Origin of the sequence: Actinoplanes sp. NPDC026623 (assembly GCF_040638275.1) — a bacterium.
Taxonomy (GTDB): Bacteria; Actinomycetota; Actinomycetes; order Mycobacteriales; family Micromonosporaceae; genus Actinoplanes.
In genome coordinates, this window is sequence record NZ_JBEZXZ010000108.1 from 15,279 (window position 1) to 29,006 (window position 13,728).

Sequence of the window (13,728 nt, forward strand, 5' to 3'; positions counted from 1 at the left end):
CGCGCACCTCCCCCCACCGAGGAGAACCGCATGGCCCCGTCCGCATCCCCTCCTGCCCGAAAACTGCTCCGCCGGGTGGTCGTCCTGGCTACCGCGGTCGTCACCACGCTCGCCACCGCGAGCCCGCCGGCCGCCGCCACCGCGGCGCCCCCGGTCGGCGTCGCCGGTGCGCACTGGATCTGGTACCCCGAGGGCGACCCGGTGCAGAGCGCGCCGGCCGCCACCCGCTACCTGCGCCGCACGTTCACCGCACCGGCCGGGCCCTACACCGACGCCCAGCTCGTCGTCACCGGCGACGACACCGTCGACGTCTGGCTCAACGGCACCTACCTGGCCGGCTCGCCCCGCGTCGCCGACGCCTGGAAGCAGGCCCGCTACGTCGACCTGGCCGCGGCGCTGCGGCCCGGCACCAACAACCTGCAGATCGCCGCGCGCAACACCAGCACCGGCCCGGCCGGCGTGCTCGGCCGGGTCCACATCGCCGCCTCCGGCGGCACGGTCGACCTCGTCACCGACGGCTCCTGGCAGGCCGCGAACTCCGTGCCCGAGAGCTGGGTCGCGGCGGCGGACCTCGGCGCGTACGGGGGCGGGCCCTGGCTGCAGAACGTCCTCGCCGCCGACAACGCCGCCGACTCGCCGGTGACGCTCGCCGGGCTGACCACCGAGCGCCGCGCGGACCCGGTCGGCGTCGACGCGCGCCGGCCGCGCTTCGGCTGGCGGCTGGTCGCCACCGCGGCCGGCCAGGTGCAGGGCCGATACCAGGTCGTCGTCGGCACCACGGCCGGCGGCGCGGACGTCTGGGACAGCGGCCAGGTCGCGTCGGCGCAGAGCGTCGACGTCGCGTACGGCGGGCCCGCGCTGGCCAGCAACCGGACCTACCACTGGCGGGTGCGGATCTGGGACGCGCAGGGCCGGCCCAGCCCGTGGAGCCCGTCGGCCCGCTTCGACACCGGGTTCTACGACCCGGCCACCGAGTGGCAGGCCGGCTTCATCGGCGCGCCCGGCGGCGCGAGCCTCACCGGCGCCGAGTGGATCTGGTATCCCGAGGGCGACCCGGCGAGCACCGCGCCGGCCGGCGACCGGTTCTTCCGCCGCACCTTCGACCTGGCGGCCACCGGCAAGGCCACGCTCGTCGTCACCGGCGACGACACCGCCGACGTCTGGGTCAACGGCGCGCGGGTGAGCTCCTCGCGGCGGGTCACCGACGCCTGGAAGCGGGCCACCACGGTGGACGTGACCGCGCAGGTGCACGCCGGCACCAACACGATCGCCGTCGCCGCCACGAACACCACCGCAAGCCCGGCGAGCGTCATCGCCAAGCTGACCGTCGGCGCCACCACCGTGGCCACCGGTAGTGTCTGGAAGGCGGCACAGTCCGCGCCGTCGGGCTGGCAGCAGCCCGGCTTCGACGACGCCGCCTGGCCCGCCGCCCGGGTGACGGCCGCCTACGGCTCGGGCCCGTGGGGTGCCCAGGTCACCGTGCCCAACCCCACGCCGTACCTGAGCAAGGGCTTCACCGTGGGCAAGCCGGTCGCCCGGGCCCGGCTCTTCGCCACCGCGTTGGGGCTGCACGACACCTACCTCAACGGCGTCAAGGTCGGCGCCGAGCGGCTCGGCCCGGGCTGGACCGACTACACCAAGCGCCTGCAGTACCGCGGCTACGACGTGACGGCGGGCATCAGGCAGGGCGCCAACACCCTCGGCGCGCTGCTCGGCAACGGCTGGTTTTCCGGCAACATCGGCTTCGCCGGCAGCCAGCGGTACGGGACCTCGCCGTGGTACTCCGCGCAGCTGTCCATCGAGTACACCGACGGCACGCGGGCCGACATCCGTACCGATGGATCGTGGTCCGCGGCACCCAGCGTGATCGTCGCCGACGACCTGTACCACGGCGAGGACCAGGACGCCCGGATCTCGTCCGCGGCCGGCACGGCCGTGACCGTGCGGACCGGGGCGAAGCCGCGGCTGGTCGCCCAGGTCGACCCGGGCGTGACCGTGCGGCAGGAGCTGCGGCCGAGGTCGATCACGCAGCCCAGACCGGGAGTGTGGATCGCCGACCTCGGGCAGAACTTCGCGGGCTGGAACCGGCTGCGGGCGACCGGCCCGGCCGGCACCCGGATCACCCTGCGGCACGGCGAGATCCTGAACGCGGACGGCACCCTCTACACCGCCAATCTGCGCGCCGCGCAGGCCACCGACACGTTCACGCTCGCCGGAACCGGCGCGGCCGAGGTCTTCGAGCCGCACTTCACCGTGCACGGCTACCGCTACGTCGAGCTGACCGGCTTCCCCGGCACCCCGACCGCCGACAGCCTCACCGGGCTCGCGGCCTGGACCGACGGCGCCGAGACCGGCACCTTCAGCACCAGCGACGCGCTCGTCAACCAGCTCCAGCACAACATCGTCTGGGGCGCGCGCTCCAACATGCTGTCGATACCGACCGACTGCCCACAGCGCGACGAGCGGCTCGGCTGGACCGGGGACATCGCCGCGTTCGGGGCGACGTCGACGTTCAACTTCGACACGCACGGGCTGCTCGACAAGTTCGCCGACGACCTGGCGGACGCGCAGCGCGCCGACGGGGCGTTCACCGACGTCGCGCCGGCCGTCATCGACGGCGCGGGTAAGGCCGGCTGGGCCGACGCGGGCGTCGTCGTGCCGTACACGATCTGGCAGCGCTACGGCGACCTGTCCGCCGCGGACCGCAACTTCGCGGCCATGGCCAGGTACGTCGACTACCTCAGGTCGACCGCGGGCGCGGACCTGATCCGCAACCACGAGACCTTCGGCGACTGGCTCAACGTCGACGACAACACGGCCAACGACCTGAGCAGCACGGCGTTCTTCGGCTGGTCGGCCCGGCTGCTCTCGCGGATGGCCGCGGCGACCGGGCGCACGGCCGAGGCCGGCACCTACGGCACCCTCGCGGACCAGATCGCGGCCGCGTTCACCGGCCGGTTCGTCGCGGCCGACGGGACCGTGTCCGGCAACAGCCAGACCGGGTACGTGCTCGCGCTCGCGTTCGGCCTGGTGCCGGCGAACCGCACGCAGGCGGTGGCGGACAAGCTCGCCGCCAAGGTCGCCTCCCGCGGCGGCCACCTGTCCGTCGGCTTCATGGGCGTGGAGAACCTGCTGCCGGTGCTGGCCGAGTACGGGCACGCGGACACCGCGTACCAGATCCTGCAGCAGCCGGACTATCCCGGCTGGGGCTACATGAACTCGCGCGGCGCCACCACGATCTGGGAGCGCTGGGACGGGATCAGGCCGGACGGCACGCTGCAGGACGTCGGCATGAACTCGTTCAACCACTACGGCCTCGGCTCGGTGGGCGACTGGCTCTACCGCACGGTCGGCGGGGTGGGCCCGGCCGCGCCGGGCTACAAGCAGGTGCTGATCGCCCCGAGGCCCGGCGGTTCGCTCACGGCCGCGACCGCCTCGCTGCTGACCGCGTACGGCCAGACGCGCTCGGAGTGGACCCGGTCCGGCTCGACGCTGACGCTGCGGGTGGTGGTGCCGCCGAACGCGACGGCCACCGTACGGGTGCCGGCCGCCTCGGCCGCGGCGGTGACCGCGCCGGCCGAGGCGGTGCCGCAGGGCTACGCGAACGGCGTGGCCTCCTACGCCCTCGGGTCGGGCAGCTACACCTTCACCGCCGGCTGAGCCCGGATCCGGGCCTGTGGCGCGGGTACGCCCGCGTCACAGGTCCCGGAGCTCGTCCTCGAGCAGCCCGGTCAGCCGGACGTGCCGCTCGCCGCCGACCGGGATGCCCCGGCTCGGTCCCTCGGCCAGCATCAGCAGGTAGAAGTGCACCCGGTAGAGCGCGAGCCGGGTGCGCGCGGCGTCGTCGAGGACCAGGCCGGTCGCGGCGGCGTAGCCGCGCAGGAACGGGTGGTCCGGCTCGTCCTCGATGCGGCGCCGCAGCGCCGGGGAGACGAAGTCCAGCAGCGGGTCGCCCCACAGGAAGCGCTCGCCGTCGACAAGCCCGCTGAGCCGGCCGCCCTCGGTCAGCACGTTGCCGTCCCAGAGGTCGAAGTGCAGCAGCGCCGGCCGGGTGACCGTCGCCAGGTTGCTCGCGTGCCGCGCGGCCAGGTCGCCGATGCCCGCCGGCAGCGGCACCTTCCAGTCGGCGGCGTCGGCCAGCAGGGCGTCGAGGATCGCGCCGAACGTCGCCGGCCAGCCGGTGCCGCTCGGGCGGTCGCCGGCGTAGCCGAAGTGCGGGCCGGTGAGCCGGTGCAGTCCGGCGATGGCGGTGCCGAGCTGCTCGCGTACCGCGGTGCCGTCCGCGACGCCGGTCAGGGTCGTGCCGGGCAGCAGGGTCGTGACGATCCAGTCCTCGGCCACGTGCAGCACCTCGGGCACGGGTACGCCCGGGGCGCCGGACCGGACCATCCGGAAGTACGACGCCTCGGCCTCGATGAGCCCGCGCTCGTACCGGAGCAGCCGGGCAGACGGCGGCGGCCCCACCTTCACGACCACGTTCCGGCCGTCGGCCAGGCTCGCCCGCCACACGGCGGCGAATCCGCCGCCGGAAAGTTCCGCCGCATCGGTCACACTTGCACCCATGGACCCCGCGATCAGGCCGTCGATAGTGCAGATGTCGAGGTTGCGTTGGGTCGGACTGCGCATGACGCATTGTGCACCCGCCCCGTTTGCGAAAACCTAGGAGTCCACGAAGGATCGAGCGCCGGCCGACGGTGTCTCGAGCGCCCGGAAGGGTACATCTGCTGGCATGACCGTCAGTGACGAACGGCCGGGGCTGGTGGACCCCGGCCGGGACCTCACCCCCGGCACCGACCTCCCGGACACCTGCCCGGTGCCACTAGCCTCGCCGGCGATCGCCGACGACCTCCCGCGCTACCTCCATGCCCTGCGCCGGCTCGCCGACGCCGACGATCTCGCCGCCGCGCACTCGGGATGCACCCTCGCCGTCGGCGTGGCCCGCCGGTGCGGCTCGGCGGCCGGGCTGGTGACGGCGTACTCGCAGCGCAGCTCCGTGGCCCGGCGCCAGGGCCGGCTCGCCGAGGCCGCCCGGGACGCGGAGGCCGCCGCGGAGTTGCTCGAGGTCACCGGCGGTGATCCGTCCGGGGCCGCCGCCGCGCTGCTGATGTCGCGGCGCATCGCCGTGCTGCTCGACCTGGGCGAGCTCGAATGCGCCGACGGCCTGCTCGGCCCGTCCGGGTTCGCCGGCGTGCTGCCGGACACGCCCGAGTTCCTGCTCCTGCGCTACGCCCGCGGGCGCCTGCACGCCGCGGCGGCGCGGCCCGGCGAGGGCCTCGCCGATTTGTACCGGTGCGGCGAGCGCCTCGCGGTGCGGCGCTCGGATCATCCCACCGTGCTGCCGTGGCGTTCGGCGGCCGCCGCCGTGCTGGCCGGCCTCGGCGCCGGCGAGGCGGCGGAGCGGCTGGTCGCCGAGGAGGTGGCGCTGACCCGGCGGCACGGGCTCGCGTCCGCGCTCGGCCGGGCGCTGCGCATCCAGGGCCAGGTCCGCGGGGGCGTCGACGGCATCTGCCCGGCCGAGGAGGCGATCCGGGTGCTGCGGGGCACCCCGCGGCGCTTCGAACTGGCGACGGCCCTGGTCGATCACGGCGCGCTGCTCAACGCCGCGCGCCGCCGGCCCCAGGCGCGCCGGGTGCTGCGCGACGGGCTGGAACTGGCGCAGGAGTGCGGCTCCCCGGCCCTGGTCGCCCGGGCCCGTGCACTCCTCGCGGGCCGGGCCCGTCCGTAGGCGGGGGCTTACCGGCCTCGCATCGGCGCTCAAGTAAGGGTAGCCTCACCTGTGCTGTGCTGGCTTCCCTTGCGCCGAACGGACGGTTATGACGACGACAGCCCTGGCCGCCGTGGCCGGCCCGGACACCGAGCCCTACCGTCCGTTCGCGCTGCGGGTCACCCGCAGCGTGCGCCTGAGCACCACCTTCGTCCGGGTGACGCTGTCCGGGGAGTCCCTCGCCGGCTTCGACCATCACGGCTTCGACCAGCGGATGAGCCTGCTGTTCGTGCCGCCGGGCACCGACTGCGAGGCGTTCGCCCGGCAACCGGACTGGGCGCGGGCCTGGCACGCCGGCCCGTCGTCGTCGTGGGCGCCGCTGCGCGTCTACACGGTGCGCGCCTTCCGGGAGCCGGAGCGGGAGATCGACGTCGACTTCGTGCTGCACGGCACCGCCGGCCCGGCCTCGCGGTGGGCGAGCCTGGCGCGGGCCGGCGACCGGATCGTCATGATCAGCGCCGCCAGGGGGCACCCGATCACCGACGTCGCCTGGCGACCGCCGGCGGGCGCGAGCTGGCTGCTGCTCGCGGCCGACGAGGCGGCCCTGCCGGCGGCCGCCTCGATCCTGGAGAGCCTGGACCGCCCGGCGCGGGCCTTCCTCGAGGTGCCGTTCCCGGACGACCGGCTGACCATCGCCGGCCCGGCGGAGATCACCTGGCTGGTCCGCAGCCGGGGCGAGCGGCTCGGACCGGTCGTCCGCGAACAGCTTGACCGCACCGCGCCGTCCGGCATTCCGGGCGCCGTCGTCGAGCAGGAGGACGGCGACGTCTGGGACGTGCCCGAGGAGACGTCGGGCGGCTTCTACGCCTGGTTGGCCGGCGAGGCCGGGCCGGTGGTTTCCCTGCGCCGGCACCTGGTGGCCGAGCGCGGCGTCGACCGCCGCGCGGTCGCCTTCATGGGCTACTGGAAGCGGGGCCGCCCCCAGCCGAACTAATACTTTCGTCAGATTCGCCGGGCGCCGGTGATTCATAGATTCGGGTGATGCGTGTTCACCTCATCCGGCTCGTCGCGGCGGCCGTCGCTGCGGCGGTCCTGGTATTGCCGCGGCCCGCGTGGGCCGGGCCGCCCGGCGGCGAACCCAGCCCAGCGTCCGTCGACGCGTACCTGCGCGAGGCGCTGGAATCGACCGGGGTGCCCGGGCTCTCCGCGGTGCTGACGCACGGCGACCGGGTCGTGCACGCCACCGGGCTCGGGCGTGATTCCTCCGGCCGGCCGGTCACCGCGGACACGCCCATGCGGGTGGCGTCGGTCAGCAAGTCGTTCACCGCGGCGGCCGTGATGTCCCTCGTCGACGACGGCCTGGTCGCGCTGGACGAGCCGGTCGTCGGGTACCTGCCGGAGTTTCGGATGGCCGACCGGCGGGCGGCCCGGATCACCGTGCGGCAGTTGCTGAACCAGACCTCGGGGCTGTCGGACACCACCGTGGACATCGGAGCGACGCAGCGGGCCGGCGACCTGGCCGGCTACGTGGCCGCCCTGCGGCCCGGCGCGCTGGCCGCCGCACCCGGGACCCGCTGGGAGTACTGCAACGTCAACTATGACGTCGCCGCCCGGCTCGTCGAGGTCGTCGCCGCCCGAGGCTTCGGCGACGCGATGCGTGAACGGGTCTTCGGGCCGCTCGCCATGTCCGGCAGCGCCGTCGGCGACCGGGTCGTGCGGCCGTCCGACGGCTTCTTCTCGGTCTACGGCGCCTGGGTGCGCCGGGCCGAGCTGCCCGGCTTCCGCGACGGTGGGTCCGGCGGCGTCGTCACCACCGCGGCCGACATGGGCCGGTGGCTGATCGCCCAGACCGGGCACGGCCCTGGCGTGGTGACGCCGGCCGGCCTGGCCACCATGCACGCGCCGTCGGCGGTGAGCGACTACGGCATGGGCTGGGGTGAGGAGGCCGTCGGCGGCCGGACTCTGCTGGTGCACTCGGGCAACCTGTTCACCTACACCGCCGTCGAGGCGATCGACCCGGGCACCGGATACGGCTACGCGGTCATGTTCAACAGCGCGTCGCTGCGCGACGACACCTACGACGTGCTGCTCGGGCTCGTCGCGCTGAGCGAGGGCCGGACGCCCGCCGCGCCGGGCGGGGGCCGCCAGACGATCGAGGCGGTACTCGGGCTCTGCGCCCTCGCCGCGGCCGGGCTCGGTGTGCTCGGCGTGCTGCGCTCGCCGCAATGGGCGCGGCGACGCGCCGGACGGCCGCGGTGGCGTGCGGCGCTTCGGCTGGTCCCGGTCCTGTTGCCGGCCGCGGTTCTGGCCACCTATCCGCAGTGGGTCTCGTTCCTGATGAACGGGCGAACCGTCACCTGGGCACAGCTGACCTACTTCGCGGCGCCGCTGACGATCACCATCGGCGTCGCCGGCCTGGCCGGGCTCGCCACCGCCGTTTCCCGGCTCGCGCGGCTGCGGTCGGTAGGGTCGGGCGGGTGAGAAACGGCGCCCTGTTGGTGGTCATCGCCGGTGCGACCGTGCTCAACGGGCTGTTCCTCGACCGGCTGCCGGTGTGGCGGCAGTCGCTGTTCGCGATGCTGGTCGTCGCGGCCTACCTGCACGGACGTCACCTGCCGACGCGCCGGGACCGGGTTCTGCTTGCCGCCGCGGCGTTGCCCGCCCTCGCGTACGCCGTGCCGGCCCCGTCGACCGGCCTCGGCGCGCTGATGGCCCTCTCCGTGTTCATGGCGCTGCCGTGGCTCACCGGCAGGTTCCGGCGTCAGCAGGCCGAACTGGTCCGGGCCGCGGCGCAGCGGGTGGCGCAGCTCGAGCGGGAGCGGGAGTTCGTCGCCGAGCAGGTGCGGCTCCGGGAACGGGCGCGGATCGCCGCGGACATGCACGACTCGCTCGGCCACGAACTGGCGCTGATCGCGCTGCGCGCCGGTGCCCTCGAGCTCGCGCCCGACATGACCGAGCGCAACCGGGAGGCGGCGACCGGGCTGCGCCGCTCCGCGATCACCGCGACCGACCGGCTGCGCCACACCGTCGGCCTGCTGCGCGCGGAGGCACCCGCGCCGACCGAGACTCCCGGCGAATCCCTCGAGGCGCTGGTGGACCGCGTCCGTGACGCCGGGCTGACGGTGCGCCTGCACCGCGACGCTCCGCGCCCGGCCGCGCCGCGGGATTCGACGCCCGCGGACCGGGCCGCGCATCGGGTGGTGCAGGAGGCGCTGACCAACGCGGCACGCCACGCGCCCGGCGCCGACGCCGACGTGCGGGTCGAACAGGCAGGCGACACAATCACCGTGACCGTGCGCAACCCGATCACCGACCCGTACCGGCCGCCGGAGTCGGGCACCGGCACCGGAATCGCCGCCCTGCGGGAACACGTCGCGCTGATCGGCGGCACGCTGCGAGCCGGCGCGGAGCACGGCGTGTTCACCGTGACGGCGTGCCTGCCCACCGGAAAGGACCTCGATTGATCCGGGTCGTTCTCGCCGACGACGAGCCCATGATCCGCGTCGGGTTGACGGCGATCCTGACGACCGACCCGGGCATCGCCGTGGTCGCCGAGGCCGCCGACGGCCGCGAGGCGCTCGAACTGGTGCGTCTGCACCAGCCCGACATCGCGCTGCTGGACATCCGGATGCCGCGCCTCGACGGACTGTCCGCCGCCGCGCGGCTGTCCGCCGTCGCACCGCACGTTGCGGTGATCATGCTGACCACCTTCGACGAGGACGGCTACGTGGCGCGGGCGCTCGCCGCCGGCGCCGCCGGTTTCCTGCTCAAGGCCGCCGACCCGCGCGAGCTGATCCTCGGTGTCCGGGCGGTCGCCGAGGGCGCCGCGTTCCTGTCGCCGCGGATCGCGCAGAAGGTGATCGCCAAGCTGGGCGACGGGCTCGCCCGAGCCGACCTGGCCCGCAACCGGTTGACGGCGTTGACGACGCGCGAGCGCGAGGTGCTCGCGCTCGTCGGGCGCGGCATGTCCAATCGGGAGATCGCCCGATCGTTGTTTCTGGCCGAGGGGACGGTGAAGACGCACGTCAGCGCCATCCTGCTGCGGCTGGGGCTGAACAACCGGGTGCAGGCGGCCCTGCTGGCCTACGAGGCCGGGCTGATCCCACACACTGGCTCCGCCTGACCCGCGTGGGCGGTCAGGCCTCGCTTACCTCAATGACTCGCGTGGTCGGTGCCGCGTCTCCGAGGTTCGCTCGGTGTGCGAGCCGGTCGGGGTCGACCATGAAGGAGTCGTAACCGGCTCGCGATCGAAATCTGATGACGTGGACCTCGGTGCCTGAATCGCCGCTGCGCAGTCGACGCTCGACCGACCCGCCATGCCGTTCGAGCAGTGCCAGCACCGCATCCTCGTAGCGTCGTCCGGATTCGGCGTTCCCGGGCGCCATCTCAACGATGGCAACCAACAACATCGCGTCGGCGGCAGCGTCGTCCGATCTCGTCATGGATCGAAGTGTCCCACCGCGACACCCGGTCTCGGACGGGCGGTGGTCGGTCGTGACCTGAACACGCCACCGCTGGGCCACCGGATCGGCCGGACTGTTTTGATCGGCTCCTACGCGATCGGGGTCGCCGCCGTCCCCGTGAGCATCGCCGCACTGGTGTGGTGGGCCGTGGCGGCGATATAGGCCACCGCCCGGCCGTTGTTTCTTGCCGAGGCGCGGAGCACTCAGTGGGCCGTGGCCAGGCCCGGGTCGATGGCCTCGGCCGGGAGGCGCCACGGGCGGACCACCAGCAGCAGCACCGCGTTCGCCGCGAGCATGCCGCCGGCGATCACCAGGGCCATGCCGATGGCGCCGGTGCCGAGGACGCCGACCAGCGGGGCGGCCAGCGCACCGAGGCCGAACTGGACCGCGCCGAGCAGGGCCGCCGCGGTGCCGGCCGCCTCCCCGTGCCGGGAGAGGGCGAGCGCCGGGGCGTTCGGCAGGGCCAGGCCGACCGCCGCGAGCACCGCCCAGAGCGGCACGAGGATGCCGGCCAGGCCGCCGAAGCCGGTGGCGGCGAAGAGCAGCAGGACCCCGGCCGCGGCGGCGCCGCCGGCCAGCGAGGAGACCAGGATCTGCGACGGCGTCCAGCGGCGCAGCAGCCGCACGTTGAGCTGGGTGGCGGTGATCAGGCCGATCGCGCCGGCGCCGAACACGAAGCCGAACTGCTGCTCGCTGAGGCCGAACTGCTGCTGGAAGACGAACGACGAGCCCGAGACGTAGGCGATCAGGGCGATCATCGCGAGCCCGGCCACCAGGATCAGCCCGAGGTAGGTCCGGTCGGTGAAGAGCCGGCCGTAGTCGCGGACGGTGCCGGCCACGCCGCCGTTGCGCCGCCGCGCGACCGGCAGGGTCTCCGGCAGCCACAGCGCGGCGACCGTGAGGATCGCGATCCCGAACAGCGCCAGCACCACGAAGACGCCGCGCCAGGACGTCCAGTTGAGCGTGATGCCGCCGAGCGTCGGCGCGAGGATCGGCGCGGCGCCCATGACGAGCATCAGCCGGGAGAGCAGCTTCGCCGCGGCGAGCCCGGTGAACAGGTCGCGGACGACCGCCATCGCGACGACCGTGGCCGCGGCGGCGCCAAGGCCCTGCAGGACCCGCAGCGCGCCGAGGACGGCGAGGTTCGGCGCGATGACGCAGAGGATCGACGCCGCGATGTGCACGGCGACGCCGGCGATCAGCGGCCCCCGGCGGCCGGCCGCGTCGGAGACCGGGCCGATCAGCAACTGGCCCAGCGCGAGGCCGGCCAGGGTGCCGGTGAGGGTCAGCTGGACCGTCGCGGCGGTGGTGTGCAGCTCGTCGGTGATCGTCGGAAGCGACGGCAGGTACATGTCGATGGTGAGCGGGCCGAGGGCGATGAGGAAGCCGAGCACCAGCACGAGCCGCAGCCGCTCGCGGGGGGACATGAGCTCCCCGGGTGTCGGCGCTGCCGGTGCCGCCGTGCGTTCGGGCGCCTGGGTCATTGGGGTCCCCATCCGTCGTACGGGTCGGTCGCCGGTTCAGCGTCCGACACGGGTACGACAAGTTCGGTGCCCGGTGGCTGATTCCCCGGAATGCAATTAGGTGCCGCCCGTCACACCGATGAGCAATTCAACCTGGCCTCGGGGCCAGAGGCGTCCGGGCCGTCGGCCTCCGCCGGGCGCTGCCGCCCGGGCCACGTTGAAAGGCTCACTGACGAAATGGCCCGGCACGCCGTACCGAATTGTGGAAGCTCGGTTGACGTGCCGGGCCCTTTACCGGCTATTCCTGGGTCAGAACGGCGTCATCACGATGCCGGCGCGGCGCGGGTCGCCGCTGTGCACCAGGGACTCCTGGTTCTGCACGTCGTCGAAGGCGAAGCCGTACGCCTTGCCGTCGATCATCTGCTCGTGGACGATCCGCGAGTAGTGGTCGGTCAGCTCGCCGCGGTAGAAGTCGGCGGCCGTGCCGCTGGGCTGGGTGTCCAGCGTGCCGAGGGTGCTGCGGTGCAGCGCGGCGCACAGCGTGCGGGCGATCGGGCCGACGACCAGGTCGTTCGGCGCGCCCAGCGCCCCGTCGCAGCCCCACACGTTGGCGGTGCTCGGCTTGGTGAACGAGGCCACCGTCCGGCCCGTGGTGTCGGTGAAGTTCATGACGTTGCCCGAGGTCCGGCCGAAGAACCTGGTGTCCGGCCGGTCGCCGAACGGCACCACGGTCAGCGTCTTCGAGGCGTACGCGTTCCATGCCGAGGTGATGTACGGGTCCAGGTAGGTCGCGCTGAACAGCCCGGCGTCGGCGGCCTTGCCCGGTGCCAGGACGCGCAGCACGGTGCCGTCGGAGCGGGTGTACGCGGTCTTGGAGAAGCCGGCCTGCGCCTTGATCTGGTCGATGACCCGCTGCCGCCCGCCGGGCTTGAGCTCACCCGTCGTGATGGTGACGCCGTTGCCGCCCTGCACCGAGACGATGTGCGGCACCGCGAACATGTCGACCTGCGAGCTGTTGAGGAACAGTCCCGAGTCGTCGAGGGTGAACTCGCTCCAGTCGAACAGGGTGTCCTTGTTGGGATCCGCGCCCGCCCACGGCGCGGGCTGCACCAGGCCGTCGGTGCTGAGCCGGAAGTCGAGCTTCTTGCCGAACGACATGTAGAGGCGCCCGGACAGGTTCTTCGGCATCTTGATGGTGGTGCTCGAGCCGTTGGCCGGCCCGGGGATCGACACGTCGGGCGCCGGCACCGGTACGGGCTGCCCGCCGGTCCAGTTGGTGAACGTGCCGGCGGCGTTGACGTAGCCGAGCTTGCCGGTCGTCAGGTTCACGCCGAGCAGGTAGAGGAAGACGGCGTCGCCGCGCCCGGTGTTGTTGGTGACCGTGACCGGCAGCAGGCCGGATGCCGGGGGCGGGGACGCCTCGTTCGTCGGCGCCGTGGTCGGCGCGGTCGTCGGCGGCCTGGTGGTGGGCGCGGTGGTCGGCGTCGTGGGTGCGGCCGTGGTCGGCGCGGTGGTCGGGGCCGTGGTCGGCGGCGCCGTCGGGCCGTTGCCGCAGGGCCGGCCGTTGAGCAGGCAGTTGACCGGGGTGGCGCCCGAGCCGACCAGGCCGAAGGAGGCCTTGCCGCCGACCGGGACGGCGCCGTTCCAGGAGCGGTTGGTGAAGGTGCGGTGGCTGCCCGCGGCGACCATGTCTGCGTCCCAGTAGCTGCCGACGGTGGTGCCGGCCGGCAGGTCGAACTCGACCTTCCAGGAGGTCAGCTCGGAGTTGCCGCCGTTGCTGATGGTCACGTCGGCCTGCCAGCCGGTGCCCCAGTCGGAGGTCTTGGTCAGGGCGGCGGTCGCGGCGGCGGCGGACGCCGGCAGGGCGATCCAGGTGGTGCCCGCGGCGGCCACCACGGCGGCCACGGAGAGCAGGAGTGTTCGTTTGCGGCGCATCGGGGGGCTGCCTTCGTCGGGGATGTTTCGGGGGGACTCCAATTATTAAGACTCCTAACCACGAAGTTGATTAAATGACGAGATGATTAAAGTGCCGTTAATGGATTTGTTCGCCCGGATCTCTACAGAGAGTCGCCCGCCGATCGCATAAAGCGCGATCGGC

10 protein-coding genes are annotated in these 13,728 nt (G+C 73.6%); 6 read left to right on the forward strand and 4 right to left on the reverse strand.

All coding sequences use genetic code 11. The features are described 5' to 3' along the window. Positions 1–30 precede the first annotated feature (30 nt). Positions 31–3,660, forward strand: a complete 3,630-nt coding sequence (locus AB0F10_RS27485) for a family 78 glycoside hydrolase catalytic domain (RefSeq protein ID WP_360630984.1) — start codon at positions 31–33, stop codon at positions 3,658–3,660. A gap of 36 nt (positions 3,661–3,696) precedes the next feature. On the opposite strand, the gene AB0F10_RS27490 is transcribed toward AB0F10_RS27485, so the two are convergent. Further along, positions 3,697–4,626, reverse strand: a complete 930-nt coding sequence (locus AB0F10_RS27490; RefSeq protein ID WP_360630987.1) for an aminoglycoside phosphotransferase family protein — start codon at positions 4,624–4,626, stop codon at positions 3,697–3,699. A gap of 103 nt (positions 4,627–4,729) precedes the next feature. Here AB0F10_RS27490 and AB0F10_RS27495 point away from each other — a divergent pair, with 103 nt between their 5' ends. From AB0F10_RS27495 to AB0F10_RS27515, 5 genes are all read left to right on the forward strand, one after another. After that, positions 4,730–5,725, forward strand: coding sequence for a hypothetical protein (locus AB0F10_RS27495; protein WP_360630989.1), 996 nt, complete (start codon positions 4,730–4,732; stop codon positions 5,723–5,725). A gap of 88 nt (positions 5,726–5,813) precedes the next feature. Further along, positions 5,814–6,698, forward strand: coding sequence for a siderophore-interacting protein (locus tag AB0F10_RS27500; protein WP_360630992.1), 885 nt, complete (start codon positions 5,814–5,816; stop codon positions 6,696–6,698). Between the two features lie 47 nt (positions 6,699–6,745). Continuing rightward, complete coding sequence (locus AB0F10_RS27505) at positions 6,746–8,185, forward strand: serine hydrolase domain-containing protein (protein WP_360630995.1); 1,440 nt, start codon at positions 6,746–6,748, stop codon at positions 8,183–8,185. Next, complete coding sequence (locus AB0F10_RS27510) at positions 8,182–9,168, forward strand: histidine kinase (protein ID WP_360630998.1); 987 nt, start codon at positions 8,182–8,184, stop codon at positions 9,166–9,168. Before AB0F10_RS27505 ends, AB0F10_RS27510 begins: the two co-directional genes overlap by 4 nt. Beyond that, positions 9,165–9,827: a response regulator transcription factor gene (locus AB0F10_RS27515; protein WP_360631001.1), complete on the forward strand. Its 663-nt coding sequence runs from the start codon at positions 9,165–9,167 to the stop codon at positions 9,825–9,827. The genes AB0F10_RS27510 and AB0F10_RS27515 overlap by 4 nt, the downstream gene beginning before the upstream one ends. 13 nt (positions 9,828–9,840) lie before the next feature. Here AB0F10_RS27515 and AB0F10_RS27520 read toward each other — a convergent pair whose 3' ends face one another. The 3 genes from AB0F10_RS27520 to AB0F10_RS27530 form a co-directional block, all read right to left on the reverse strand. Beyond that, positions 9,841–10,146 (reverse strand): hypothetical protein, encoded by a 306-nt coding sequence (locus AB0F10_RS27520; protein ID WP_360631004.1) that lies wholly within the window; start codon positions 10,144–10,146, stop codon positions 9,841–9,843. Positions 10,147–10,370: 224 nt separating this feature from the next. Then, entirely contained in the window at positions 10,371–11,651 is a 1,281-nt protein-coding gene (locus AB0F10_RS27525) for a multidrug effflux MFS transporter (protein ID WP_360631007.1), read from the reverse strand. Positions 11,652–11,939: 288 nt separating this feature from the next. After that, on the reverse strand, positions 11,940–13,565 hold the full coding sequence (locus AB0F10_RS27530; RefSeq protein ID WP_360631010.1) for a beta-1,3-glucanase family protein: 1,626 nt from the start codon (positions 13,563–13,565) through the stop codon (positions 11,940–11,942). Positions 13,566–13,728 lie beyond the last annotated feature (163 nt).